The 25,410-nt window shown below is 72.2% G+C and carries 22 protein-coding genes; 2 read left to right on the plus strand and 20 right to left on the minus strand.

Annotation, left to right across the window (positions count from 1 at the left end; translation table 11 throughout):
• Window positions 1–8 precede the first annotated feature (8 nt).
• Window positions 9–1,034, minus strand: coding sequence for an RNA polymerase subunit sigma-70 (locus ACILSK_RS07925; protein WP_395726601.1), 1,026 nt, complete (start codon window positions 1,032–1,034; stop codon window positions 9–11).
• Window positions 1,035–1,144: 110 nt separating this feature from the next.
• Between ACILSK_RS07925 and ACILSK_RS07930 the strand changes: the two genes are divergently transcribed.
• Window positions 1,145–4,027 (plus strand): FAD-binding and (Fe-S)-binding domain-containing protein, encoded by a 2,883-nt coding sequence (locus ACILSK_RS07930; protein WP_395726602.1) that lies wholly within the window; start codon window positions 1,145–1,147, stop codon window positions 4,025–4,027.
• 196 nt (window positions 4,028–4,223) lie between these two features.
• On the opposite strand, the gene der is transcribed toward ACILSK_RS07930, so the two are convergent.
• The 8 genes from der to ACILSK_RS07970 form a co-directional block, all read right to left on the minus strand.
• Window positions 4,224–5,666 carry a ribosome biogenesis GTPase Der gene (gene der / locus ACILSK_RS07935; protein WP_395726603.1) on the minus strand — a complete coding sequence of 481 codons (1,443 nt, stop codon included), beginning with the start codon at window positions 5,664–5,666 and terminating at the stop codon, window positions 4,224–4,226.
• Window positions 5,663–6,352 carry a lysophospholipid acyltransferase family protein gene (locus ACILSK_RS07940; protein WP_395726604.1) on the minus strand — a complete coding sequence of 230 codons (690 nt, stop codon included), beginning with the start codon at window positions 6,350–6,352 and terminating at the stop codon, window positions 5,663–5,665. Before ACILSK_RS07940 ends, der begins: the two co-directional genes overlap by 4 nt.
• A gap of 13 nt (window positions 6,353–6,365) precedes the next feature.
• Window positions 6,366–7,061 (minus strand): (d)CMP kinase, encoded by a 696-nt coding sequence (gene cmk / locus ACILSK_RS07945; protein ID WP_395726605.1) that lies wholly within the window; start codon window positions 7,059–7,061, stop codon window positions 6,366–6,368.
• Window positions 7,062–7,170: 109 nt separating this feature from the next.
• Complete coding sequence (locus tag ACILSK_RS07950; RefSeq protein WP_395726606.1) at window positions 7,171–7,914, minus strand: pseudouridine synthase; 744 nt, start codon at window positions 7,912–7,914, stop codon at window positions 7,171–7,173.
• Window positions 7,907–8,815 carry an SMC-Scp complex subunit ScpB gene (gene scpB, locus ACILSK_RS07955; RefSeq protein WP_395726607.1) on the minus strand — a complete coding sequence of 303 codons (909 nt, stop codon included), beginning with the start codon at window positions 8,813–8,815 and terminating at the stop codon, window positions 7,907–7,909. Before scpB ends, ACILSK_RS07950 begins: the two co-directional genes overlap by 8 nt.
• Window positions 8,812–9,690: a segregation and condensation protein A gene (locus ACILSK_RS07960; protein ID WP_395726608.1), complete on the minus strand. Its 879-nt coding sequence runs from the start codon at window positions 9,688–9,690 to the stop codon at window positions 8,812–8,814. The genes scpB and ACILSK_RS07960 overlap by 4 nt, the downstream gene beginning before the upstream one ends.
• On the minus strand, window positions 9,687–10,808 hold the full coding sequence (locus tag ACILSK_RS07965) for a ParA family protein (RefSeq protein ID WP_395726609.1): 1,122 nt from the start codon (window positions 10,806–10,808) through the stop codon (window positions 9,687–9,689). The genes ACILSK_RS07960 and ACILSK_RS07965 overlap by 4 nt, the downstream gene beginning before the upstream one ends.
• A 189-nt stretch (window positions 10,809–10,997) precedes the next feature.
• The gene (locus ACILSK_RS07970; protein ID WP_395726610.1) at window positions 10,998–12,407 is read right to left on the minus strand and encodes a hypothetical protein; all 1,410 of its coding nucleotides are present in this window, start codon (window positions 12,405–12,407) and stop codon (window positions 10,998–11,000) included.
• 248 nt (window positions 12,408–12,655) lie between these two features.
• Here ACILSK_RS07970 and ACILSK_RS07975 point away from each other — a divergent pair, with 248 nt between their 5' ends.
• Window positions 12,656–13,837: an AI-2E family transporter gene (locus ACILSK_RS07975; RefSeq protein ID WP_395726611.1), complete on the plus strand. Its 1,182-nt coding sequence runs from the start codon at window positions 12,656–12,658 to the stop codon at window positions 13,835–13,837.
• 88 nt (window positions 13,838–13,925) lie between these two features.
• On the opposite strand, the gene ACILSK_RS07980 is transcribed toward ACILSK_RS07975, so the two are convergent.
• From ACILSK_RS07980 to ACILSK_RS08030, 11 genes are all read right to left on the minus strand, one after another.
• Window positions 13,926–14,225 (minus strand): DUF1540 domain-containing protein, encoded by a 300-nt coding sequence (locus ACILSK_RS07980; protein WP_395726612.1) that lies wholly within the window; start codon window positions 14,223–14,225, stop codon window positions 13,926–13,928.
• A gap of 203 nt (window positions 14,226–14,428) precedes the next feature.
• Window positions 14,429–15,109, minus strand: coding sequence for a hemerythrin domain-containing protein (locus ACILSK_RS07985; protein WP_395726683.1), 681 nt, complete (start codon window positions 15,107–15,109; stop codon window positions 14,429–14,431).
• Window positions 15,110–15,219: 110 nt separating this feature from the next.
• Window positions 15,220–16,230 carry a site-specific tyrosine recombinase XerD gene (locus ACILSK_RS07990; protein ID WP_395726684.1) on the minus strand — a complete coding sequence of 337 codons (1,011 nt, stop codon included), beginning with the start codon at window positions 16,228–16,230 and terminating at the stop codon, window positions 15,220–15,222.
• A 166-nt stretch (window positions 16,231–16,396) separates the two neighbouring features.
• Entirely contained in the window at window positions 16,397–17,080 is a 684-nt protein-coding gene (locus ACILSK_RS07995; RefSeq protein WP_395726613.1) for an NUDIX domain-containing protein, read from the minus strand.
• Window positions 17,077–18,828: a CTP synthase gene (locus tag ACILSK_RS08000; RefSeq protein ID WP_395726614.1), complete on the minus strand. Its 1,752-nt coding sequence runs from the start codon at window positions 18,826–18,828 to the stop codon at window positions 17,077–17,079. The genes ACILSK_RS07995 and ACILSK_RS08000 overlap by 4 nt, the downstream gene beginning before the upstream one ends.
• A 515-nt stretch (window positions 18,829–19,343) precedes the next feature.
• Window positions 19,344–20,282 (minus strand): copper transporter, encoded by a 939-nt coding sequence (locus ACILSK_RS08005; protein WP_395726615.1) that lies wholly within the window; start codon window positions 20,280–20,282, stop codon window positions 19,344–19,346.
• On the minus strand, window positions 20,279–21,454 hold the full coding sequence (gene steA / locus ACILSK_RS08010; RefSeq protein WP_395726616.1) for a putative cytokinetic ring protein SteA: 1,176 nt from the start codon (window positions 21,452–21,454) through the stop codon (window positions 20,279–20,281). Before steA ends, ACILSK_RS08005 begins: the two co-directional genes overlap by 4 nt.
• 126 nt (window positions 21,455–21,580) lie before the next feature.
• Complete coding sequence (gene recN / locus ACILSK_RS08015; protein ID WP_395726617.1) at window positions 21,581–23,377, minus strand: DNA repair protein RecN; 1,797 nt, start codon at window positions 23,375–23,377, stop codon at window positions 21,581–21,583.
• A gap of 65 nt (window positions 23,378–23,442) precedes the next feature.
• Window positions 23,443–24,345, minus strand: a complete 903-nt coding sequence (locus ACILSK_RS08020; protein WP_395726618.1) for an NAD kinase — start codon at window positions 24,343–24,345, stop codon at window positions 23,443–23,445.
• Window positions 24,342–25,139, minus strand: coding sequence for a TlyA family RNA methyltransferase (locus tag ACILSK_RS08025; RefSeq protein ID WP_395726619.1), 798 nt, complete (start codon window positions 25,137–25,139; stop codon window positions 24,342–24,344). The genes ACILSK_RS08020 and ACILSK_RS08025 overlap by 4 nt, the downstream gene beginning before the upstream one ends.
• Window positions 25,132–25,380, minus strand: coding sequence for a hypothetical protein (locus ACILSK_RS08030; RefSeq protein WP_395726620.1), 249 nt, complete (start codon window positions 25,378–25,380; stop codon window positions 25,132–25,134). The genes ACILSK_RS08025 and ACILSK_RS08030 overlap by 8 nt, the downstream gene beginning before the upstream one ends.
• Window positions 25,381–25,410: the final 30 nt, after the last annotated feature.

Below are 25,410 nucleotides of genomic sequence, written 5' to 3' on the forward strand. Positions count from 1 at the left end.
GGCGGCGATCAACCGGGGAACACCTCCGGCAGCCCGAAGCGCGGGAAATGGCGCTTCTCGAACACCACGATCTCGTCGATCCGGCCGTCGACCAGCCGGATCACGTCCAGGGCCACGGCCAGGAACTGGGTCTCCCCCGGTCGCTTGAGGTAGTTCGCGACGGCCGGATGCCCGTTCGACCGGCCGGCCGGCAGCAGCCGGAACTCGCCGACCGGGGTGGTCACGAAGAGCTCCTGGAAAAGGTCGGCGGCCGCGGCGCGGCCCAGGAAGAACTGCGGGTCCGGCGGCATCCAGATGCGGACCTCCTCCCGGAGCAGCTCGACGATGGCCCCGGGGTCGCCCGCCGCGTGCGCGTCGACGTACCGGCGGACCAGCTCCCGTTCCGCCGCCGACGCCGCCGGCACCCGCATGGTCTCCCGGTCCTGCCGGCGGGCGATCTCCCGCAGCGTCGCCTTGGCCCGCTGCTGCGCGCTGTTCACCGCGGCAACCGTCATGTCCAGCGCGGTCGCGGTATCGGCAGCCGACCAGTCGACCACCTCCCGGAGGATGAGCACCGCCCGCTGCCGGGGCGGCAACTGCTGGACGGCGATGAGGAACGCCAGCTCGATGGTCTCGGTGGCCACCGCGGCGACATCCGGCCGCTCCTGCAGGGGCGCGGCCGGATCCGGCGTACCGGCCGCCAGGGAGTCGGGGAACGGTTCCAGCCAGCCGATCTCGACAAACTCCGGCTGCCCGGCCCGGTCCACCACGGCACTGGGCTGCCGGGGCCGGCGCCGCAGCTGGTCCAGGCAGGCGTTCGTCGCGATGGTGTACAGCCAGGTCCGCAACGACGACCGGCCCGCGTACGACTCGCGGTGCCGCCACGCCCGCAGCATCGTCTCCTGCACCAGGTCCTCGGCCTCGTCGAACGAGCCCAGCATCCGGTAGCAGTGCGCCCGCAGCTCGCGCCGGTGCCGTTCGGTCTGCTCGGCGAACGTCGCCTCTCGCGCATTGCCTCCGGGACGCCTCGCAGGCTCGGCCGTCCGGTCATTCATCGGTCGACGGTGTTCATCGTCGCTCGGCAAGCCTCGCTCCCTGGTGATCTCCATGCTGGTGGTGACGATGCCAGTGCGTCGCGCTCATCGGAAGAGGCAGGATCGGTGATGTGCCCGCCCCCGCCGACCTGACCGCCGCGCTGCGCGCCGCGGTCCGCGGCACCGTCGACGACGGCGCCCGCCGCCGGGCCGAGTACTCCTCCGACGCCGGCAACTACCGGGTGCGGCCCAGGGTCGTCGTGCAACCCGTCGACGCCGACGAGGTCGCCGCCGTCGTCGAGGTCGCCCACCAGCAGCAGGTGCCGGTGACGGCCCGCGGCGCAGGCACGTCCATCGCCGGCAACGCCGTCGGCCCCGGGATCGTGCTGGACGTCGGGCGGCGGCTGACCCGCATCCTCGACGTCGACCCCGACGCCCGGACCGCCGTGGTCGAACCGGGGGTGGTGCTGTCCGACCTGCAACGGCGCGTCGCCCCGCTCGGGCTGCGGTTCGGGCCCGACCCGTCCAGCCAGGATCGCTGCACCATCGGCGGGATGATCGGCAACAACGCCTGCGGCGTGCACGCCGTCTCCTACGGCCGGACCAGCGACAACGTCATCGACCTCGACGTCGTCGACGGGCACGGCCGCCGGCTCACCCTCGGGGCGGGGCCCGGTCGGGTACCCGGCCTGGACGCCCTCGTCGACTCCTCGCTGGCCACCATCCGCACCGAGTTCGGCCGGTTCTCCCGGCAGGTCTCCGGCTACGGCCTGGAGCACCTGCTGCCCGAGCACGGCCGGCAGGTGGCGCGGGCGTTCGTCGGCAGCGAAGGCACCCTCGGCGTGGTCACCCGGGCGACGCTCCGGCTGGTGCCGATCAGCCCGGTGCGGCTGCTGATCGTCCTGGGCTACCCGGACATGGCGCATGCCGCCGACGCGGTCCCCGCGCTGCTGGCGCACCGGCCGCACGCGATCGAGGGCCTGGACGCGCGGATCGTCGACATCCTGCGCCGGGCCCGCGGCGCACACGCCGTGCCCGAGCTGCCCCGCGGCGCCGGCTGGCTGATGGTCGAGGTCGGCGGCGACTCCCCTACCGAGGCAGCCCATCTCGCGGATGCGCTGGTTCGGGACGGCGGCGCGGTGGGCAGCATGGTGCTGCCGGCCGGCCCGCACGCGACCGCCCTGTGGCGGATCCGCGCCGACGGGGCCGGGCTGGCCGGCCGCACCCCGGACGGCCGGCCGGCGTGGCCCGGCTGGGAGGACGCCGCCGTGCCCCCCGAGCGGCTCGGCGGCTACCTGCGGGAGTTCGAAACCCTGCTGGCGGACGCCGGTCTCACCGGCGTGCCGTACGGGCATTTCGGGGACGGCTGCGTGCACATCCGCATCGACTTCCCGCTGGCGACCGGCTCGAGCGAGTTCCGGGCGTTCATGCTGGCCGCGGCCCGGCTGGTGGTCGCGCACGGCGGGTCCTGCTCCGGCGAGCACGGCGACGGCCGGGCCCGCGGCGAACTCCTCCCGCTGATGTACTCCCCCGCCGCGATCGAGACGTTCGCCCGGTTCAAGACCCTGTTCGACCCGGACGACCTGCTGAACCCCGGCATCCTGGTCCGGCCGGCCCCGCTGGACGCCGACCTGCGCCGGCCGGCCGCCCGAACCCTGCCGTTGGCCGGCGGTTTCGCGTTCGCCCACGACGCCGGCGACCTGACCTCCGCACTGCACCGGTGCGTCGGCGTTGGCAAGTGCCGGGCCGACACCAGCGCCGCGGGCGGGTTCATGTGCCCGTCGTTCCGCGCGTCCGGCGACGAGAAGGACGTCACTCGGGGCCGGGCCCGGGTGCTGCAGGAGCTCGCGCAGGGCTCGGGCCCGGTCGACTGGCGCGATCCCGCCGTGCACGAATCGCTGGACCTGTGCCTGTCCTGCAAGGCCTGCGCCAGCGACTGCCCGGCCGGGGTCGACATGGCCCGGTACAAGTCGGAGGTGTTGTACCGGGCGTTGGCCGGCCGGCTGCGGCCCCGGTCGCATTACACGCTGGGCTGGCTGCCCCGGTGGCTGCGGCCGCTGGACGTGCTGCCCGGCGCGGCCGGCGTCGTCAACGGGCTGCTACGTCTGCCCGCGCTGCGGGTGGCGGCCGGGATCGACCGACGGCGCCCCGCCCCGGCCCTGGCCCACCGGACCTTCCGCCGGGGGTGGCGGGCCGGTCCGGTCCACCAGATCCTGCCCGGGGTGGCGGGCCGGCTGCGCCGGTCACCGGCCTCCCGGCCCCGCCGAGGAGCCGTCGAACTCGGCGATCCGGTCACCGATCCCGCGCCCACCGTGCTGTTGTGGGTGGACTCGTTCACCAACGCGATGGACCCGGACGCCGGCGATGCGGCCGTGGCGGTGCTCCGCGCGGCCGGGTACCGGGTGATCACGCCCGACGCGGCCGCCTGCTGCGGGCTGACCTGGATCACCACCGGCCAGCTCCCGGCGGCCCGCCGCCGGCTCACCCGGCTCATCGCACTGCTGGAACCCCATGCCCGGCGGGGAGATTCGATCGTCGGGCTGGAACCGTCGTGCACCGCGGTGCTGCGCGACGACCTGCTCGACCTGCTGCCCGACGACCCCCGCGCCGCCGTCGTGGCCGGCGCGACCCGCACGGTCGCCGAGGCGCTCACGGTGGCGGCGGAAAGGGGCTGGCAGCCGCCGGATCTCAGCGGCGTGCAGGTGATCGCCCAGCCGCACTGCCATCAGCACGCCGTCATGGGCTTCGCCACCGACCGCGCGCTACTGGAGGCGGCCGGCGCGACGGTCACCACGCTCGCCGGCTGCTGCGGCCTGGCCGGCAACTTCGGCATGGAGCGCGGCCACTACGAGATGTCCGTCGCCGTCGCCGAAACCGGCCTGCTGCCGACCCTGCGGGACGCGCCCGCCGGTGCCGTCGTCCTGGCCGACGGGATGTCCTGCCGCACCCAGATCCATCAGCTGGCCGGCCGGCCCAGCCTCACCCTGGCCCAGCTGCTGGCCGCGCGACTCTGACCCGGCCCGACGAGCCGGGTTCGCTGATCATTTCCGTGCTCCGGCGCGGGACCAGCCCGGTTCGCTGATCATTTCCGTGCTCCGGCGCGGAAATGCCCGATTCGACCCGGCTTTGATCAGCGAACCGCGCCGGGAGCCTCCCGAACCGCGCCGGGAGTCGCGCCCGGCCGCGCGGCACCCGCCGGGCGCCCGGCGGCTACTTGGTGCGGGCCGTCCGCTTCTCCCGCACCCGGACGTTCACCCGCACCGGGGACCCGGTGAACTCGAAGTCCTCCCGCAGCCGGCGCTCGATGAACCGGCGGTATCCGGCCTCCAGGAAGCCGGTGGTGAACAGCACGAACGTCGGCGGGCGGTTGGACGCCTGGGTGGCGAACAGCACCCGCGGTTGCTTGCCGCCGCGCACCGGCGGCGGGGTCGCCGCAATCAGTTCGCCCAGCCACGAGTTCAACCGGCCGGTCGGGATGCGCCGGTCCCACGAGTCCAGGGCGCGCTCCATCGCCGGCGCGATCCGGTGCACGCCGCGACCGCTCTGCGCGGAGATGTTGATCCGCTGCGCCCACGCCACCCGGGACAGGTCGCGCAACACCTCGTCGTCGACCTCGGACCGTCGGTCGGCGTCCACCAGGTCGGCCTTGTTCAGCGCGATCACGAGGGCGCGGCCGGAGTCGATGACCATGCTGATCACCCGCTGATCCTGCTCGGTGATCGGGGTCGACGAGTCGATCAGGGCGATCGCCACCTCCGCCGACTCCAGCGCGGTCTGCGTTCGCAGCGAGGCGTAGTACTCCATCCCCTTGGCCTGGTTGACCCGCCGCCGCAGCCCCGCGGTGTCGACGAACCGCCAGAGCTTGCCGTCGATCTCGACCAGTGAGTCGACCGGATCGACCGTCGTCCCGGCGACCTCGTGCACCACCGACCGCGACTCGCCGGAGAGCTTGTTCAGCAGGGAGGACTTGCCGACGTTGGGCCGGCCGATCAACGCCACCCGGCGGGGCCCGCCGACCGCGCCGATGATCTCCCCCGGCGCCGACGGCAGGGCCTCGAGCACCGCGTCCAGCAGGTCACCGGAGCCGCGGCCGTGCAGCGCCGACACCACGATCGGCTCGCCCAGGCCCAATGACCACATGGCCGCCGCGTCCGCCTCGGCCCGCTCGTCGTCGACCTTGTTCACCGCGAGGATGACCGGCACCTTGGACCGCCGCAGCACCCGGGCGATCGCCTCCTCGGTCTCGGTCGCGCCGACCGACCCGTCGACGACGACGAGCACCGCGTCGCTGATCTGCATCGCGCGTTCGGCCTGGGCGGTGACCGCGGCCTGCAGGCCGCTCGCCGTCGGGTCCCAGCCGCCGGTGTCCACCACGGTGAACCGCCGGCCCCGCCACAGCGCGTCGTGGGTCACCCGGTCCCGGGTCACGCCCGGCACGTCCTGGACGACCGCCTCCCGCCGTCCGATCAGCCGGTTGACCAGGGTGGACTTGCCGACGTTCGGCCGGCCCACCACGGCGAGCGTGGGCGCCGGACCTGCGTCGACGCCGTCGGCGCCGGAGGCGGCGCCGTCCTCCCACCCGGTGAATTCGCTCTCGTCGCTCCAGGTGCCGTCGGTCGGCTCGCCGCCGCCGTCAAGTTCTTCCGTCGTCATGCTGCCTTCGCTCCATCGCTACGTCGCGCCAACTGCGCGTCCAACTCGCCCACCAGCGCCGCCAGGTTGACCCGGATCGCCTCGGTCGCCTCGGCGACCGGCTTGCGTCCGCCGCCCGCCGGCACCGCGAACGGTTCGCCGACCAGCACGGTCACCGCCGGCCGGAACCGCCGGCGCCGCGATCCCGTCGGTCGCACCGTGCCGCGGATCGCGACCGGCACCACCGGCGCCCCGGCCCGGGCGGCCAACCAACCGGCCCCGGCGAAGACCGTGTCCACGTTGCCCGCCCCCCGGGTGCCCTCCGGGAAGATGCCGATCGCCCCACCGGCCTTGAGCTGGGCCAGGGCGTGCAGCAGCGGCTCCCGGTCCGGCACACCGCGGACGATCGCGTACTGGCCGACCGCGGTGAGCAGCCACCCCAGCGCACCCTTCACCGCCTCCGCCTTGACCAGGAACGAGACCCGCCGGGGCAGGCAGCCGAACAGCACCGCCCCGTCCAGCAGGTGCTGGTGGTTGGCCACGACCACCACCGGTCCGTGGTCCGGGATCCGATCGGCGTGCCGCACCCGCACCCGGTACAACGTCGTGTTGACCACGATGCCGATCCGCCGGCCCCGATCCATCGCCTTCGGTGACGAGTGCGGCGCCGACGGGTCGTCCGACCCGCCCAGGTGCCGCCACCTCACGCCGGCCCCCTGCTCACCGAATCCCGCGCTCGGCGGCCAACGCCAGCACCCGGGCCACCGTCTCCTCCACAGCCAACTCCGACGAATCGACGACCACCGCGTCCGCGGCGGCCTGCAGCGGAGCGTGCGTGCGGCTGGCGTCCTTGGTGTCCCGGCGGTGCAGGTCGGTGACGACGGCCGCCAGATCGGCGCCGGCGTCCCCGGCCGGGCCGCCGACCAGCGCCGCGTTCTGCCGGTGCCGGCGCCGGGCGCGTTCCTCGGCGTCGGCGGTCAGGTAGACCTTCAGATCGGCGTCCGGAACCACCACCGTGCCGATGTCCCGGCCCTCCACCACCATCCGCCCGGACCGGGCCAGCAGCCGCTGCCGGTCGAGCAGCCAGGCCCGCACCGCGGGATTGGCCGACACCGGGGTGACGGCGAGCGTCACGGCCGGCCCGCGGATGTCGGTGCCGACCTCCGTTCCGGCCAGCGAGTGACGTTGCGGGCCCGCGTTCGTCGGGCTGTCGAAATCAAGTTGGGGCAGCAGCGCGGCGACGGCGGCGTCGTCGGTGGGGTCGACGGCGGCCTTCAGGACGGCGAGGGTGACGATCCGGTACATCGCACCGGTGTCCAGGTAGCCGGCGTCCAGCGCCTGCGCCACCCGGCGCGCCACCGTCGACTTGCCGGTCCCTGCCGGCCCGTCGATGGCGATGACGAAACCACCGGTCACTGGCCCGCCCTCCCGGAATGCCTCGCAAGCTCGGCCATTCCGGCTCGGCCGACCCATCGACCATCACTCTGGTTCGCTCGGCTGTCCCGAGCCCACCCACCCGCCCTGTTCACAGCCCGACCGCCTTGTACAGCTGCCCGACCTCGACCGGGTTGAGCTTGCGCAGCGTGCCGGGCCGTTGATGGCCCAGCTGGATCGGCCCGATCTGGGTGCGGACGAGCCGCGACACCGGCCGGTCCACCGCCTCCAGCAGCCGCCGCACGATGTGCTTGCGGCCCTCGTGGATGACGACCTCGACCACGGCCCGGTTGGCGTGCAGGTCCATCACGTCGAACGAGTCGACCTTGGCCGGCCCGTCCTCCAGCTCGACGCCGGCGCGCAGCCGACGCCCCAGGTCCTTCGGGATCGGCCCGGGCACCTCGGCCACGTAGGTCTTGGCCACCCCGTACGACGGGTGGGTGAGCCGGTGCGCCAGGTCGCCGTCGTTGGTCAGCAGCAGCAGACCCTCGGATTCCATGTCCAGCCGGCCGACGTGGAACAACCGCTCCGAACGGTCCTCCAGCATCTGCCCGACGTGCGGTCGCCCCTGGTCGTCGGACATCGTCGACAGCACGCCGCGTTCCTTGTTCAACGCCAGGTACACCAGGTCCGCGCGGGTGGTGATCCGGGTGCCGTCGACGTGCACGACGGCCTTGTCCGGGTCGATCCGGGTACCCATCTCCCGCACCACGATGCCGTCGACCTTGACCCGGCCGTCCCGGATCAGCTCCTCGGCCTTGCGGCGGGAGGCGACGCCCGCCGAGGCGAGCACCTTCTGCAGACGAACGCCCTCGTCGGCGCCGGGCTCAGACATCGTCCAACTCCCCGATATCGGGCAGCATCGGCCCCAGCGACGGCAACTCGGCCAGATCGTCCAACCCCATCCGGTCCAGGAACAGGTCGGTCGAGCGGTAGAGCGTGCCGCCGGTGTCGGCGTCGATGCCGCAGTCCTGGATCAGCCCGCGGGACATCAGGGTGCGGATGACGCCGTCGACGTTGACACCGCGCACCGCGGCGATCCGGGCCCGGGTGACCGGCTGCCGGTAGGCAACGACCGCGAGGGTCTCCAGTGCGGCTTTGGACAGCCGGCTCTGCGCCCCGTCGAGGACGAACCGCTCCACCACCGGGGCGAACCGGTCGCGGGTGTAGAACCGCCAGCCGCCGCCGAACTCCCGTAGCTCGATGCCCGAGTTCGCCGCGGTGTAGTTGTCGGCCAGCTCGGCCAGCAGCGTCCGGACGTGGCCCGGGGTGTGCCCGACCGCGGCGGCGATCTGCGCCTCGGGGAGCGGGGTGTCGGCGACCAGCAGCACCGCCTCGATCGCGCCGGCCAGGTCGTGTTCGGGCACCTGGTCGACCGGCTCGGCCGGCCCCGGTCGCGCCTGGGCCCCCGGCGCCGGCGCCGGATCCCCCGCAGCGCCGGTCGGCTCGACCTCATCGGGCGTCTCGGCGACGGCCTCGCCGGTGACCGCCTGGGTCATGTCCGGCACGACCAGCTCAGTCTCGACCACCTCGGCGTCTAGTACCTCAGTCTCGACCACCTCAGCGTCGACCACCTCAGCGTCGACCACCACAGCCCCGATCACCACAGCGTCGACCGCCGCAGCGTCGACCGCCTCAGCGTCGACCACCGCAGGATCGGTCCCACCGGACTCGACCACCGGGGCGTCCACCGGCGGCCCGCCGTCGGCGACCGGGGTCTGCACTTCGCCGCTCACTCGTATTCCTCTTCCACCACGTCTGCATCCCTGCTTCCGCCGGTCGCGCCGGCGTCCCCGCCAGCCTCCGGTGCCATCCACCGTACGGTCAACTCGCCCAACGGCTGAGGTTGATCGAAGGCCACCGCCGACTCCCGGTACAACTGCAGCAAACCCAGGAACCGGGCCACCACCTGGAGGGTCGCCGTGCAGTCGGCGACCAGTTCGCCGAACGTCAGCGCGCCGCGCGCCGCCAGCATCTCCCGCAGCATCCCGGTGTGCTCGACCACCGACACCCGGGGCGCGTGGATGTGGTCGACGTTCACCGTCGGCTCCGGTTTGGGCGCGAATACGTTCGCGGCCAGATCGGCGAACGCCTCCGGGGTCAGCCCGATCGTCACCTCCGGCAACAGGCCGAGGTAGCGCTCCTCGAGGGCCACCGCCCGCGGGTAGCGGCGCAGCGCCCCGGCCTCGAGCTCCGCGAACAGCGCGGCCACCTGCTGGTACGCCCGGTACGCCAGCAGCCGGGCGAACAGCAGGTCCTTGGCCTGCAGCGGTTCGTCCGGGTTGAGCGAATCGTCGGCCGGCTGCGGCAGCAGCCGGGCGGCCTTCATGTCCAGCAGGGTGGCCGCGATCACCAGGAATTCGGTGACCTGATCCAGGTCCCAGTCGTCGCCCATGCCCCGGACATGGGCCAGGAAGTCGTCGGTGACCCGATGCAGGGCCACCTCGGTCACGTCCATCCGGTGCTGGTTGATCAACTGCAACAGCAGATCGAACGGGCCGTCGAAATTGTCCAGACGGACGTGAAAGGACCGCCGACCACCACCCTGATCGTCCCCCGGCTCGCCCACCGACGACCCCGGCAGTTGCCGGTCGCGGGGGGTCACGGTCACCGAGCGATCACTTCACGGGCCAACGCCCGGTATGCCTGGGCCGCCGGGTGGGTCGGCGCGTACGACGTGATCGGCTCGCCGGCGACCGTGGTCTCCGGGAACTTCACGGTGCGGGAGATGATCGTGTCGTAGACGGTGTCGCCGAACCGCTGGTCGAGCATGCCGACGACCTCACGGGAATGCACGGTCCGCCCGTCGTACATGGTGACCAGCACCCCGGCCACCGCCAGGTCCGGGTTGATCCGCGCCTGCACCTTCTCGATGGTGTCGACCAGCAGGTGTACACCGCGCAGCGAGAACCACTCGGCGGCCAGCGGGATGATGACGCCCTGGGCGCAGGTCAACGCGTTGATGGTGAGCAGGCCGAGCGAGGGCTGGCAGTCGATCAGGATGTAGTCGTAGGCGTGCAGCAACGGCTTGAGGGCGCGGGTCAGGGTGTGCTCGCGGCCGACCTCGTTGATCAGCTGCACCTCGCCGGCGGACAGGTCGATGTTCGCCGGAATCAGATCGACGCCCTCGATCCCGGTCGGCACCAGCACGTCGGTCAGCTGGGTCGACGGCTCGAGCATCAGGTTGTAGATCGTGTGGTCCAGCTCATGCGAGGCGATGCCCAGCCCGGCGGACAGCGCCCCCTGCGGGTCGAGATCGACCAGCAGCACCCGCCGGCCGTAGCCGGCCAGCGCGGCACCCAGGTTGATCGTCGAGGTGGTCTTGCCGACCCCACCCTTCTGATTGCACATCGCCAGCACGGTCGCCGGGCCGTGCGAGGCCAGCGGCGCCGGCTCCGGGTCCCGTCCGCGCGTCGCCCGCAACGACGGCGACAGCGATCCGGCGACGCTGTTGTCGATCGGTCGGGGCGCGACGTCGGCGGCGGGCGGTGCGGGGTCCGCCGCAGGCGACACCGGCCCGGGTGCGGTGGGCGGCGCCAGTGCGGCCGGGTTCTGGTCCGGTCCGGCCGGCGACTGGTCCGCCGGCGCGTCCGGCACCGCGTGGACCGCCGGCGTCACCTGCTCGGTGCCCGGCAACATCGGCGTCTCGTAGCGGGCGGCCGTGGCCAGGGACCCTTCGACCCTGGCACCTCCGGCTGCCATCCACACCGCGTCATCCGAGTCGGTCATGCCCTCACCCCGCTCGGGGCGCTCGCAGGCTGCACGCCCCTCCCGGCGCGCCGGCCGCAGCTTCGATAATTCGCTCGCTGTCGCTCGCTCATGCCAGGCCACTCCCCTTGCGTCATCCCGACGATCCGCGCTTCAGGCTAGGCGGGCGCGACGGCCGAACCTACGCGACCCGCCCGGCGAGCCGGCGGTTCAGGACGGCTTCTGGGGCGATTCTGAAACGGGTGTGACTGGTGTGACAGAAGTGTCGGTCGGTCGGTCCGCCACGTTGCCGGTCGACCCGCCCAGGGCGGCCCCCACCGGCAACGGCGTGGTCGGTTGACCGGCCCCGGCGGCACCGGACGAGCCGTCCGCCGGGCCGCCCTCCGCATCGACGTCGTCCTCGGGCCCACCGGCTCCGGGGCTGGCCGCGACCACCACGAACAGTCCGGCGATCAGCACCAGCAGCACCGCGGTCAGCAGCCGCGGATCGTCCATGGACAGCAGCCAGATCACCAGGCCGGCGGCCACCACGCCGGACCCCAGCCGCACCCACAGGTACCAGCGGGCGTCCCGCACCAGGCCGGCGGTCTCCCGGGTCTGCCGGCGCAGCGCCCGGGCACTGCGGGAGCGCCCGAACAGCCAGGCCGCGACCGCGACGATCGCCGCGACCAGCGCCAACGCCCGGATCTCGTCCCGCATGCCGACGAGCAGCTGCTGGGTGAACGCCTGGGTGACCTGCGGCTGCAGTGGCGCCTGCGAGACCAGCCAGGACTTGCCCACGGCGAGCCCGATGACCAGCACCAGGAGCGAGATGAGCACCCAGAACCCGGCTCGGGCCAGCCCGGACAGCCGGCTGGGCGCGATCAGGATCGAGACCAGCAACAGCAGGGCGACGATCCAGGGCAGCCAGCTGCCCAGGGTGTTGATCAGGTTGTAGTACTGGGCGATCTGCGCCAGGTCGGCCTGCCCGGTCAGGTTGAACACCACCGGGACGTCCGGGATCTGGTTGGCCCAGGACACCCCGGCCGAGGCCAGCTTGGTCTTGACGGCGGCCACGCCCTGGGTCAGGTCCAGGTTGATCGAGTGCAGCTTCTGCAGGTCCTGGTCGTAACCACCCTGCATGGCGGTGACGAAGGTCTCGTGCGCCTTGGCGTTCGCGGCGTTCCACAGCTCGGCGAACTTCGGGCTGGTCACCAGCTCGTCGACCATGTTGTGGATGGCGTTGGTGATGTCCGACCGGAAGGTCGCCAGGTAGCCGGTGGCCAGCGTGGCCAGCTTGGGCGGCAGGCCGAGCGACTGCAGCTCGTCGCCGATCTTGTCGGCCAGCTGCAGGTTGGTGATCTGCTCGTCGATCGCACTGGAGACCCGGTTCTCCAGGGCCGACACGATCGCCGGGTCGGTGGCCAACGGCTCCACCGCCGCCAGGTACGCGTCCTGGTCGCTGACCATCGTGCTGGCCCACTTCGCGGTGACCGCGACCGGCGTCAGCACGCACCCGATCACCAGCAGCGTGATCGACAGCGCGCGCCACACCCGCTTCTGCGGTCCGTGGTCGATCGTGTGCCACACGGACCCGGCCCCACGTTCGACCCGGACCGTCGACGTCGTTGCGCCGCTCATGTGTGCCCCTCCGCATCGGCGGGCCGCCGCGCTGCTCGCCCGAACCCTCGTATCGAAATCATTGAGATCCGATCACATTCAACGGTGCGCAGGCGGCACGCACTTCATCCGTCCGGGATGATGTCGGCGAAACCGGCCATCCGGCACGGTCAGTAGTGTCCCGGCAGCGCTCGCCGTGCCCCTTTGCATTCACCCTGGGTGCTCCGTGGGCACGACGCGCCGCCGTGCTCGAAGAGAACGGAATCGTGATGGCCACAGCGCCCGACAGCGACCCCGCCCCGGCACCCCAGCCGGCCGCGCCCGAGGTCGACCAACTCACCCCGCACACGGTGACGGCGTACGGGCTGCCGCGCGGCCTGATCATCACGCTGATCCTGGCCTCGGTCGTCGTCATCGCCGCCGGGATCCACTCCGTCCCGAACCTGATCGGTCCGATCTTCCTGGCCCTGGTGCTGACCATCACCGTCGACCCGCTGCGCGGCATGATGATCCGCCGCGGCGCGCCCCGCTGGCTGGCGACCCTGGTGGTGGTGATCGGGGTGTACGCGATCATCTTCGGCCTGGTCATCGCCGCCGCGGTCGGCGTCGCGCAGTTCATCGGGCTGATCCCGCAGTACGCCGATCAGCTGCAGAGCGAGCTGTCCGGCCTGAAGAGCTGGCTGGCCGGCATGGGGGTCACCCAGGAGCAGATCCAGAGCACGCTGTCCGGGCTCGACAAGAGCTCGATCCTGTCCTCCATCGCCTCGCTGCTGTCCAGTGTGATGGGCGTGTTCACCTCGCTGTTCTTCATCATCACGCTGCTGATCTTCCTGGCCGTCGACGGCTCGGTGTTCGGCGAACGGATGGTCAAGCACCGTCCGGGCCGGGAACCGGCGCTCAACGCCCTGGGCAGCTTCGCCCAGGGCACTCGCAAGTACTTCGGCGTGGCCACCATCTTCGGCGGCATCGTCGCCGTGCTGGACGGGGCCGCCCTGGTGATCATGGGCATCCCGGCCGCCGGCCTGTGGGCCCTGCTCGCCTTCGTCACCAACTACATTCCCAACATCGGGTTCATCATCGGCCTGATCCCGCCGGCCCTGCTGGGGCTGCTGACCGGCGGACCCAGCCTGATGATCTGGGTGATCGTCGTCTACTGCGTGCTCAACTTCGTCATCCAGTCGGTGCTGCAGCCCAAGTTCGTCGGTGACGCGGTCGGGCTGACCACCACGATGAGCTTCCTGTCGCTGATCCTGTGGGCATTCCTGCTCGGCCCGCTCGGCGCGATCCTGGCCATCCCGGCCAGCCTGCTGGTCAAGGCGATCATGATCGACGTCGACCCGAACGCCAAGTGGCTGCAACTGTTCCTCGGCGACGAACCGGTGCTGACCAAGAAGGAGAAGGCGCCGAAGAAAGGCAAGCATCCGGAGAAGCCGGCGGTCGAGCCGGCCTGACCGGCCTCGTCATCGCGAAAGGCCGCGAACCCGTTCGGGTTCGCGGCCTTTCGCGTTGCTCGCCGCAGGGGCTTCGGTGCTGCTCGGGTCAGCGGGCCTGGAAGGTGAGGCAGTCGGCGAGGTCGGCGCCCGGGCCGATCTTGACCGAGCCGGCCGTGCATTCCAGGGACTCGTTGTGCGTGCACTCGGCGCGCTGACAGGCACCGACATGTCCGGTGACCTTGGCCAGGCCGCCCTTCGCGGACAGCGGGATGAAGGTCGCGCACTCGGCGTCACCGTTCTTGCCGCCCACGGTGATCGCGATGGCGTGGCAGTTCGAGTGGTCGTTGTAGGAGCATCCGGCCACCGTGCATTCGACGATCGGCGGCATTTCCAGCGCTGCGGTCATGTTCCCTCCAGGACGACGGCCGAGCCGGCTCGAACGGGGGCGGTGCGTTCGGGCGTTGACGGCATCGCGGCCCCGGCCCCGGGGTCGGCGTTGCCCGGAGCAGGATTGACGGTAGCCCTCGACACGTCCGCGCGCCAGGAAGGTAGTACTGCCTTACCGCAGGTCAGCGAATAGATGAGCGATCATGAACAGCGGCGCCGGGATCAGGCCGCCGCGCGCAGCTCCCGCATCTCGCGCGCGTACTGCTCCTGGCCGACCATCTTGTAGAGCAGCCGCGCCGGCGCCGGCACCTTGCCCATCAGATTGCGGCGCTCGGCGTCGGTCGCGTCCTCCAGCATGGCCCCGAGCATCCAGGCCATCCGGTTCAGCGGGATCCAGCTGGCGGCGCGCAGCCCGAGCGTCAGCCACTCGCGCTGGGTGAAATAGCGGTCGACCTCGGGCAGCACCCGCGTCTCGATCATCTCCAGATGGGCGATGACGTGCCCGGCCAGCTCGGTCAGGATGTCGACCAGCAGATCACGCACGTCGGGATCGGCGACGGTCACCCACAGGTCCAGCATGCCGTCGAGTTCACCGAGCAGGTCGTCGTGCCGGCGGTGCCCCTGCCGCATCCGCTCCTCGAGGGCCGGTGCCAACTGCGTCCGTTCCGCCAGCCGACCCCACAGCAGGTCCCGTTCGGCGCGGTGATGGTGGCGCAGCGCGGTGGCCAGCTCGCGGTAGTGCTTGCCGAGGAGGGCGGCCCGCTCGACGTGCCCCGGTTCGACGGCCGCAACCAGCGGCGGCAGCATCCGCAGTTCACGGCGAAACACCTTGTGCACCAGGACCATGTCCGAGGCCAGGCAGGTCCCGCCGGCCCCGGCGGGGTCGGGGCGGGTCATGGTCATGGTCACGGCTGTCCCTCCACGGTCACCCATCGTTGCGATGACCCAAGGAGTGGTGAGCCGCCTGATTGATACGTCGGAGAACCGTGCGTACCGACCGTGACCGGCCGGTCTCAGCGCGCGCGTGGGTGTGACGTCGCGTAGACCTCCCGGAGCGCGTCGACCGTGACCAGGGTGTAGATCTGCGTGGTCGTCACCGACGCGTGTCCGAGCAACTCCTGGACGGAGCGGACGTCGGCACCGCCCTCCAGCAGGTGCGTCGCGAACGAGTGCCGCAGGGTGTGCGGCGACACTCCGGCGGCCGGCAGCCCGGCCCGACGCGCGGCGTCGGCCAGCACCTGCCAGGCACTCTGCCGGGACAACCGGCCGCCGCGGATGTTCAGGAACAGGGCGCCCCGGTTGCGGGCGGCGGCGGACCCGGCGGCCAGCGCCGGCCGGCCGCGGACCAGATACGCCGCCAGGGCCCGCAGTGCATAGGACCCGACCGGCACCAGTCGCTGCTTGGACCCCTTGCCGTGCAACCGGACCACCGACGTGATCGGGTGGGCCACCGGATCGACGTCGCCCGCCCCGGGCGCCCCGCCCAGGTCGATGTCGTCGACGTCCAGACCGACGGCCTCACTGATCCGGGCACCGGTGGCGTACAGCAACTCCAGCAGCGCCCGGTCCCGCAGCCCGCGCGGTCCGGCCGGGTCCGCGGAGCCGGCGGCGTCCAGCAGCCGGGTGACCGACTCGACCGGCAGCGCCTTGGGCAGCCGGCGGGCCGGCGTCGGCGGTCGCACGTCCCGGGACGGGTCCGCGTCAGCCGTGCCTTCGCGGAGCAGGAACCGGTGCCAGCCGCGGGCGGCGACGACGGCCCGGGCGGCCGATGAGGCGGCCAGCGGCGGACGGCCGTCGGCGCCGGTGCGCAGGCAGATCAGGAAGTCCGAGACGTCGGCGGCGGTGACGTCGGTGACCCGGGTGCGGTCCGCCGCGGCCAGGAAGAGCAGATACCGCTGCAGGTCCCGCCGGTAGGACAGCAACGTGTTGCGGGCGACGCCGCGCTCCACCGCGAGGTGGTCGAGGTAGCCCCGCAACGCGGCGGTCAATTCGGCGGACGGTTCCGGCGCGCTCGTGGTGTCCATCGCGGTCGGCGGCGGCGGCGCGTGGACCGGCTCCGGCGCGGCCACCGGCGGGTTCACCGGCGGCGCCCGAGGGCCGCGGAACATCCACCGGCCCCAGCCCGGCCGACCTTCCGCAGCCTCTCCGATCCGCCCCCCACACCCCCGGGTCGCGGAACACCCACCGGCCTCACAGCTCCCGCGCGCCGTCCAGTGGCGGCGCGCTCGGTGCCCCCGGGCCGCGGTGCACCGTCCAGGCCGCGTCGACCGCGGCCGGCGCATCCGGCCGGTCGACCTGCCGGACCGTCCCGCGCAGGACCGCGTCGGCGGCCAGCAGGCCGGCCACCGCCATCACGTTCACGATCGATCCGGCCAGCGCGGCCTGGACCGCCACCCGCAAGGGCACCCACACGACGCGGAGCTCGGCCTCCTCGTCGTCGTTCCCCGCCGGCCGGCCCTCGAAGGCCAGATCGGTGGCCAGGTAGATGCGAACGGTCTCCTCGGAGAACCCGGGCGAGGTCGCCACGTCCAGCAGCACCGACCAGGTGTCCGCCCGGTACCCGGTCTCCTCCAGCAGCTCGCGCGCGGCGGCCGGCTGCGCCGGCTCCCCGGGCACATCGAGCAGACCGGCCGGCATCTCCCACAGCCGCCGGCCCACCGCCGGCCGGTACTGCTCGATCAGCAGCACGTTCGCGGTGTCCGGATCGGACGAGTCCACCGCGGCCACGGAGACCGCACCGCCGTGCCCGACGATCTCCCGTTTCGCGGTGCCGCCGCCGGGCATCCGCACGTCGTCCACGCGCAGGGTGACGACCCGGCCCGCGAAGATCGGCGTGCTGCCCACGACCTCGAAGTCGTGCAACCCGGACGTCATCCGGCGACCAGCTCGGGCCGCTCCCGGACCGGCGGGGCGGCCGCGTCGTCGTCGTCGGTGCCGTCCAGCAGCGGCAGGCGTTCGGACTCCAGGTAGTCCAACGCGGCCCGGACGAACGCCGCGAACAACGGGTGCGGGCGGGTCGGCCGGGACTTGAACTCCGGATGCGCCTGGGTGGCCACCATGAACGGGTGCAGCTCGCGGTCCAGCTCGACGAACTCGACCAGCGAGGAGTCCGGCGAGGTGCCGGACAGGTGCAGGCCGGCCGCCTCCAGCTTGTCGCGGTAGGCGTTGTTGACCTCGTAGCGGTGCCGGTGCCGCTCGGACACCGAGGTGCTGCCGTAGATCTCGGCGACCAGCGACCCCGGAGCGAGCCGGGCCGGGTAGGCACCCAGGCGCATGGTGCCGCCCATGTCCTTGGCCCCGGCGACGACGTCGTGCTGGTCGGCCATCGTCGCGATGACCGGGTCGGCGGCGTTCGCGTCGAACTCGGCGGAGTTCGCCCCGCCCAGGCCGGCCAGGTTGCGGGCCGCCTCGATGACCATGCACTGCAGGCCCAGGCACAGACCCAGCATCGGGATCCGGTTGGTGCGGGCGTAGGTGATCGCGCCGATCTTGCCCTCGATGCCCCGCACGCCGAACCCGCCGGGGATGAGCACCCCCTGCACGTCGGCCAGCGCGGCCGCCGCCCCGGCCGGGGTGATGCAGTCGTCCGAGGCGACCCAGACGATCTCGGTCCGCGCGTTGTTGCCGAAGCCTCCGGCGCGCAGCGCCTCGGTCACCGACAGGTAGGCGTCCGGCAGGTCGATGTACTTGCCGACCACCGCGATCCGCACGGTCTCGGCCGGGTGGTGCACCCGCTCCAGCAGCCCGCCCCAGGTCGTCCAGTCCACATCGTGGAAGCTCAGGTTGAGCCGGCGGACCACGTACGCGTCCAGGCCCTCCCGGTGCAGCACCTTGGGAATGTCGTAGATGCTCGGGGCATCCGGGGTGGAGATGACCGCCTCGGCGTCGACGTCGCACATCAGCGAGATCTTGCGCTTGAGGTTCTCCGGGATGTCCCGGTCGGAGCGGCAGATGAGCGCGTCGGGCTGGATGCCGATGTTGCGCAGCGCGGCCACCGAGTGCTGGGTCGGCTTGGTCTTGAGCTCCCCGGACGGCGCCAGGTAGGGCACCAGCGACACGTGCAGGAAGAAGACGTGCTCGCGGCCCAGGTCGTGGCGCACCTGGCGGGCCGCCTCCAGGAACGGCAGCGACTCGATGTCGCCGACCGTGCCGCCGATCTCGGTGATGACGACGTCGGGAACGGATCGCCCGGACGGGTCGTCCGGATCCGGTTCGGCCATCGCCCGGATGCGTTCCTTCAGCTCGTTGGTGATGTGCGGGATCACCTGCACGGTGTCGCCCAGGTACTCCCCGCGGCGCTCCCGGGCGATCACCCGCGAGTAGACCTTGCCGGTGGTCACGTTGGCGTCGGCGGACAGGTTCCGGTCCAGGAACCGTTCGTAGTGCCCGATGTCCAGGTCGGTCTCGGCGCCGTCCTCGGTGACGAACACCTCGCCGTGCTGGAACGGGTTCATCGTGCCCGGGTCGACGTTGATGTACGGGTCCAGCTTCTGCATGGTGACCCGCAGGCCGCGTGAAGTGAGCAATCGTCCGAGGCTGGAGGCCGTCAGGCCCTTACCCAGGGAAGACGCGACACCACCGGTGACGAAGATGTGTTTGGTGATTCGCGGCGATGGCGCCAAGTCGGCTCCCGTGTCTGCTGCGGCCGGTTCGGTGGCATCACCGATCGGCTGGCCGGGTTCCTGACGGGACCCCTCCACGGAATTTCACCCTAACATCCACACCCCGGCGGAGCCGCCTCGCCGGCGCGCCCCGATCCGGTGGAACCCGCCACCCCACGCAGCGACGACCGGCGCCCACCCCACCCCTCGCCGCCCTGACGCGCGGATCAACGACGCCGGCGCGGATCAAATCGCACTCTCCAGCCCCACCCGTCACATTCGGGGCCGGTTGATCCGCGCGACTGTCCACCGGTCAGTGGGGATTCCCGCACGGATGAAGTCAACGACTCCCGTCCCACCCGTCACATTCGGGGTTGGTTCATCCGCGCCTGCGTCGTTGATCCGCGCGGGACGGGGAAGACGGGGATCCGGGGGCGCCCCGGTCGGTGCCCTTGCGGAACGACGAGATCCCCGCCGGTCGCGCCGGGCGGCGCGATCGACGGGGATCTCTTGCTTGTCAGGCTCAGTTGTCGGGCTCAGCCAACCGCGAGGGTCGGCACCTGCGCGGACGCGTTGGCGCCGAAGCCGTACTGGCCCTGCCCGCCGCCGTTCTGCTCAACCAGGGCGAGCACCGTGGCGACCCGCCCGGTGTCCGAGTCGACGTTGTCGACCGTGCTGACGGTGCCGGACAGCGCGGTATCGCCTCGGATGACGCCGACGGTGCCGGTCGGCCCCTCGGACCCGGAGCGGCCCGCGACCACCACGCCGGTTGCGGTCTGCGCCAGCTGGTTCGAGAAGTACGCGACCGCGCCGGCCTTGTCGGCCTCCGACCCACCGGTCGCCTCGGCGCCGGTCAGCACGACGACCGACTGCCCCGCGACCGGGGTTCCGGTGACGGTGACGAACCCGGCCGACTGCAGGGCCGCCAGCACCGCGGCGCCCTGTTCGGCGCTGGCCACCGGCGCTCCCCCGGCCGGGGCCAGCAGCACCGAGGAGAGCAGCCCACCGGCCACCGCGCCGGCCTGCGGGACCTCGGGCAGGGTGGCGCCGGTCGGCAGCGTGGTGGCGGCGACCTGCCGGAGCTGGTCGGCCCGCAACGGATCGCTGAAGTCGTTGGTCAACTGAATCTGCCCGGTCACCGTGGCGCCGGCCCGGCTGAGCAGCGACAGCACGGCGTCCCGGTCGTTGGGGTCCGCGGATGCGGTGGTCACCAGCACCACGTTGGTGTTGGGCAGGGTGCCGCGGACGGTGAGCGCGCCCACCGATCCGGCGAATTTCTCGTCCGCGCCGATCCGCTGGTTGAGCTGGTCGTTGCTCGTCGACAGCTCGCTCTGCTGGTTGTTGAGGTCGGCGTTGTCGCTGCGCAGATCGTTGAGCAGCGGCGACGACAGCTTGGTGGCGCCGAGCACGATGCCGAGGGCCAGCGCGAGGAAGATCGCCGCCAGCGAGACGATGTGGTACCGCATCGAGATCATGCGAACAGTCCCCTGACCCACTCGACCAGTTGGTTCCACCATTGCCGGATCAGATCCGCGTAGACCCCACCGACGTCGGCCACCATCAGCGCGGTGACGATGGCCGCCGCGGCCGCGAGGACCAGCAGCATCACCACCCACCAGGAGACGCGCGCCTTGTACAGCGACGCGACGACCGGCGATTCGACCACCTTGTTGGCCACCCGCATCCGCACCAGGAAGGTCGATGCGGCCGTCGATCCCCGGCCCTTGTCCAGCAGGTCGACCAGGGTGGTGTGCAGGCCGACGGTGACGATCATCGACGCCCCCCGGCCGTCGGCCAGCAGCAGCGCGAGATCCTCGGACGTGCCGGTGGCCGGGAAGGTGACCGCGCCGACGCCGAGGTCCTGCAACCGTTCGAGCCCGGGTGCGTGCCCGTCGGTGTGGGCCGGGATCACCACCTCGGCGCCACAGCGCAAGGTCTCGGAATCGATGTGTTCCGGGTTGCCGATGATCAGCTCCGGTTTGTGGCCCGCGGCCCGCAACGCGTCGGCGCCCCCGTCGACACCGACGAGCACGGGCCGGAAATCAGCGATGTACTTCTTGAGCGCCTTGAGCTGCTTGCGGGTGTCGGCGGAGGCGGCGACCAGCAACACCTGCCGACCGTCGAGTTCGGTGCTCGTTTCGGGGATGCCGACGCCGTCGAGCAGCAGGGTGCGTTCCCGCTTCATGTACTCGATGGCATTGGCGGCGAACGCCTCGAGCTGGGCGGACATGCCCGTCTTGGCTTCGATCATCAGGTCGGCGATGGACTCGGTCGTCTGCTCGGTGCCCTGCCCGATCGATTCCTCGCCCAGGAAGACCGAGCCGCCGTCGATCCGGATCTTCGATCCGTCCTTCACCTTGCCGAAGATCGTGTCGCCGACGCCGTCGACCAGCAGGACACCCGAGGCGACGAGGATCTCCGGGCCCAGGTTGGGGAAGCGGCCGGAGATGGACTCCGATGCGTTGACCACGCCCGTGACCCCGGCCTTGACCAACGCGTCGGCGGTGGCCCGGTCGAGGTCGACCTGGTCGATCACCACGATGTCCTTGTGGCCTACGCGGTCGAGCAACGCGTCGCTGCGCCGGGAGACCCGCGCCACACCGGTGACGCCCGGCAACGCGCGTGACTGACGTGACAGGAGTTTCATAGTCCGATCGTGTCAGCCGAGCGGGTGATCGGGCGGTAGCAAACCGGTCGTGTCGCGTCCGGACTTTGCCGAAACCCGGCCGGCCGAGCCGGCCCGGGCAGCGCAGTCTCCCCGCTGGTCCGCGCCTCAGCCGGCCCGACGCAGCGGCGTCACCTCCGGCCGGCGGGCCGCGGCCAGCAGTTCGCGCGCGTGGGCCCGCGCGGTGCTCCCGTTGGTCCCGCCGAGCATCCGGGCGAGCTCTCGCTCCCGGTCACGCCCGGTCACCAGGCGCACGTTCGATGTGCCGATCCGGCCGGAGGAGTCGGCATCCACGACGTAATGCCGGTCCGCGTGCGCGGCCACCTGCGCCAGGTGCGTGACGACGATGACCTGATGGCTGCGCGCCAGGGCCGCGAGCCGGGCGCCGATCTCGGTCGCGGCTCGGCCACCGACGCCGGCGTCCACCTCGTCGAAGACCATGGTCGACACCGGGTCGGCGTCGGCCAGGACCACCTCGAGCGCCAGCATCACCCGAGACAGCTCACCACCGGACGCCCCCTTGGCGATCGGCAGTTCCGGCGCCCCCGGATGGGCGACCATCACGAATTCCACCTGATCCACCCCATCGGGACCGGCCAACCCCCAGCCGTGGTCGATCGGCACCGACTGGGCCTCGTCCCGGACGGTCGTCCGCTGGATCACCCGAACCCGCACGGTGGCTCGGGCCATGGCCAAGGACGCGAGCTCGGCGGTGACCGACCGGCCCAACCGGTCCGCGGCGGACGACCGCGCGACGGACAGCCGGGCCGCCGACCGGCCGACCTCGCCCCGGAGCTCGTCGAGCTCACGCTGCCGCTGCGTCAGCCGATCCTCGGAGCAGTCCAGCTCGGTGAGCTCCTGCACCGCGGATCGCGCCCAGTCCCGCACGGCATCGACATCCTCGCCGTAGCGGCGGGTGAGCGCGCGGAGCGCGGCCTGCCGCTCCAGCAACCCGGTCAGCCGTCCGGGATCGACGTCCAACGCGGCCAGATATCCGGACAACTCGGCCGCGACGTCCGCCATCACCACCGCCGACTGCCGGAGCTGGCCGGCCAGGTCGACAAGTCGGGGATCGCCGGACCCATCCAGGAGCTGCTGAGCGCCGTGGGCCAGTGCGGCCGCCCCCGACGCCGGCGCGGACTCGTCCGCGCCCCGCAGTGCGTCCTGGGCGCCCGCCGCCGCGGCGCGTAGGCCGTCCAAATTCTGCAGCCGGCGCACCTCGTCGATCAGCGCCCGATCCTCGCCGGGCTGCGGATCGACGGCCTCGATCTCGGCCAACCCCATCCGCAGCAGCTGCTCCCGCTGGGCCCGCTCCCGCGCCCGGAGGCGGGCGTCGGCCAGTTCCGTGGCCAATCGTTGCCAGCGGGACCGCAGATGGCGATAGGCGCCGACGTCAGCGGTGAGGCCGGCGAACCGGTCGAGCACCGCGCGCTGCGGGCCCGGGCGCAGCAAGGTGATCGCCTCGGACTGGCCGTGCACGGCGACCAACGGTTCGGCGACCTCGGTCAGAACGCTCAGCGGGACGCTCCGGCCGCCGACGTGCGCCCGCGATCGGCCGTCGGCGCCGAGGGTCCGGGCGACGATCAGTGTTCCGTCCTCGTCGAACCGGCCGCCGGCGGTCTCGACCAGGGCGGCGAGCGTCTGCTCCCGCGCGCCGGGCTCGTGCCCGGCGGAACCGGACGGCCCGTCGCCGCGGGGTGCGCAGCGGACCTCGACGGCGGCCCGTTGACACCCGGCCCGCACCTTGCCGGCCTGCCCTCGTCCGCCACAGATGAGCCCCAGCGCGGTGACCACCATCGTCTTGCCGGCGCCAGTTTCCCCGGTGACCACGGTGAGGCCCGGGTGCGGCTCGATGACGGCCTCGTCGATCACCCCGAGGTCCACGATGCGCAGCTCTTGCAACATATGTTCGACGATAGCGGATTCGAACGCCTGTCCGGAAGGCTTGCTCAGTTCTTCTTGATCAAATCTTAATGTCGCTGGTCGCGCCACCCGTGGACGGGGAGCTTGAACTTGCGCACCAGGCGGTCGGTGAAGGTCTGCTGGTTGAGCCGGACGAGCATCACCGGCCGCTCACCCTTGCACACGTGCACGCGCGAGCCTGGGGGGATCTCGTGCGCACGCCGGCCGTCGCAGACCAGAATGGCCGTCGGCCCGCCCGGGTCGATATGGACGGTGACGGTCGATTCGGGCGAGACCACCAGTGAGCGCGCGAAGAGGGCGTGCGCGTTGGACGGCGCGATCAGCAGTGCGTCGACCCCCGGCCACAGCACCGGACCGCCCGCGGAGAAGGTGTACGCGGTCGATCCGGTCGGCGTCGCGCACAGCACGCCGTCGCACCCGTAGGCCGACACACCGTGCCCGTCGACCTCCACGACGACATCGAGAATCCGCTCCCGGCTGCCCTTTTCCACGCTGATCTCGTTCAGCGCCCAGCCTCCGGCGATGAACTCGCCGTCGTGTTCGACCCGTACCTGCACCGTCATCCGGGACGACACCCGATAGCGCTGGTCGACGATGGCCTGCAACGCCTCGTCCAGGTCGTCGAGGTCGACCTCGGTCAGGAAGCCGACGCGCCCGAGGTTGATGCCCAGGATCGGAGCGGAGAGCGGCCGGGCCTGCTCGGCCGCGCGGAGCAGGGTGCCGTCGCCGCCGATGGCCAGCACCATCTCAATGGATCGGCCGTCCGCGCCCGGGGTCTCGTCGGCCGGCTCGAACGGGTTGAGGCCCAGTTCACGGCGCTCCCCTTCGGAGGCGAGCAGGTCGATGCCCGCGTCGGCCAGCGTGGCGGCCACCTTGCGGGCCGTGATGTCCACGTCCGACCGGCCGGTGTGGGCGACCAGCAGCATCCGTCGATGGACCTCCGCGGTCATGCCGGCCCCGCCTCGACGGCCGCGTCGATCAGTGCACGCGGTTCGTCGACCGCCGCATCACGTCGCAGGTGCACGAAGAACTCCACGTTGCCGCTGGGCCCGGGCAAGGGCGAGGCGACCACGCCGGCCACGCCCCACCCCAGTAGACCAGCCGCCTGGGCCACCGTCGCCACCGCATCCGCCCGCAGCGATTTCTCCCGCACGACGCCGCCCGCCCCCAGCCGATCGCGACCGACCTCGAACTGGGGCTTGACCATCGGTAACAGGTCGGCGTCGGGCCGCGCACAGGCCACCAGACTGGGCAGCACCAGGGTCAACGAGATGAAGGAAAGGTCGGCGACGACGAGATCGACCGGCCCGCCGATCACGTCCGGGGTGAGGAACCGGACATTGGTCCGATCGTGCACCTGCACGCGTTCGTCGCTCTGCAGCGACCAGACGAGCTGCCCGTACCCGACGTCGACGGCGACGACCTGGCGCGCCCCCCGGCGCAGCAGCACGTCGGTGAAGCCGCCCGTGGACGCGCCAGCGTCCAGGCAGCGGCGACCCGCGACCGGCACGTCGAAGGCATCGAGCGCGCCGATCAGCTTGTGCGCGCCGCGGGAGGCCCAGCGCGGATCGTCGTCCGCGTCGCGGACGAGCAGGGCAGCGGCCGGATCGACCGCGGTGGCCGGTTTGCTGGCCACCTGACCGGCGACCAGCACCCGACCGGCCGAGATCAGTTCCGCCGCCTCGGTCCGCGAGCGGGCGTGACCGCGGCGCACCAGTTCGGCGTCCAGCCGGCTCCTACGCACCCGGGCGGCCGGGCACCGGGCGGCCCGGCATCGGGCGACCGGGCATCGGGCGACCATCAGTGGGGCCGGTCGAGTCCGCGGTCCGGGCCAGGGCCTGGACCAGGGCGTCGTGGATGCGCCCGTAGCCGGCCACCTGATCGTGGGTGGACAGCCGGTCCAGCTCGGCGAGGTCGGCCTCGGCCCGCTCGAGCAGGGCGCCCACCTGCGCATCGGTGTGCGCCGTCGACTGGGCGTTCTCCACCGTCGTGTCCTCCCGGCAAAGTCGGAGTCT

The sequence above is a fragment of the Nakamurella sp. genome, assembly GCF_044224575.1.
In the GTDB taxonomy this organism is placed as follows: Bacteria; Actinomycetota; Actinomycetes; order Mycobacteriales; family Nakamurellaceae; genus Nakamurella.

Coding starts and splice junctions, on each gene's coding strand:
- ACILSK_RS07925 (WP_395726601.1), bottom strand. CDS start 1,034: ATGAATGACCGGACGGCCGAGCCTGCGAGGCGTCCCGGAGGCAATGCG.
- der (WP_395726603.1), bottom strand. CDS start 5,666: ATGACGACGGAAGAACTTGACGGCGGCGGCGAGCCGACCGACGGCACC.
- ACILSK_RS07950 (WP_395726606.1), bottom strand. CDS start 7,914: ATGTCTGAGCCCGGCGCCGACGAGGGCGTTCGTCTGCAGAAGGTGCTC.
- ACILSK_RS07965 (WP_395726609.1), bottom strand. CDS start 10,808: ATGACCGACTCGGATGACGCGGTGTGGATGGCAGCCGGAGGTGCCAGG.
- ACILSK_RS07970 (WP_395726610.1), bottom strand. CDS start 12,407: ATGAGCGGCGCAACGACGTCGACGGTCCGGGTCGAACGTGGGGCCGGG.
- ACILSK_RS07975 (WP_395726611.1), top strand. CDS start 12,656: ATGGCCACAGCGCCCGACAGCGACCCCGCCCCGGCACCCCAGCCGGCC.
- ACILSK_RS07980 (WP_395726612.1), bottom strand. CDS start 14,225: ATGACCGCAGCGCTGGAAATGCCGCCGATCGTCGAATGCACGGTGGCC.
- ACILSK_RS07985 (WP_395726683.1), bottom strand. CDS start 15,109: ATGACCATGACCCGCCCCGACCCCGCCGGGGCCGGCGGGACCTGCCTG.
- ACILSK_RS07990 (WP_395726684.1), bottom strand. CDS start 16,230: ATGGACACCACGAGCGCGCCGGAACCGTCCGCCGAATTGACCGCCGCG.
- ACILSK_RS07995 (WP_395726613.1), bottom strand. CDS start 17,080: ATGACGTCCGGGTTGCACGACTTCGAGGTCGTGGGCAGCACGCCGATC.
- ACILSK_RS08005 (WP_395726615.1), bottom strand. CDS start 20,282: ATGATCTCGATGCGGTACCACATCGTCTCGCTGGCGGCGATCTTCCTC.
- steA (WP_395726616.1), bottom strand. CDS start 21,454: ATGAAACTCCTGTCACGTCAGTCACGCGCGTTGCCGGGCGTCACCGGT.
- recN (WP_395726617.1), bottom strand. CDS start 23,377: ATGTTGCAAGAGCTGCGCATCGTGGACCTCGGGGTGATCGACGAGGCC.
- ACILSK_RS08020 (WP_395726618.1), bottom strand. CDS start 24,345: ATGACCGCGGAGGTCCATCGACGGATGCTGCTGGTCGCCCACACCGGC.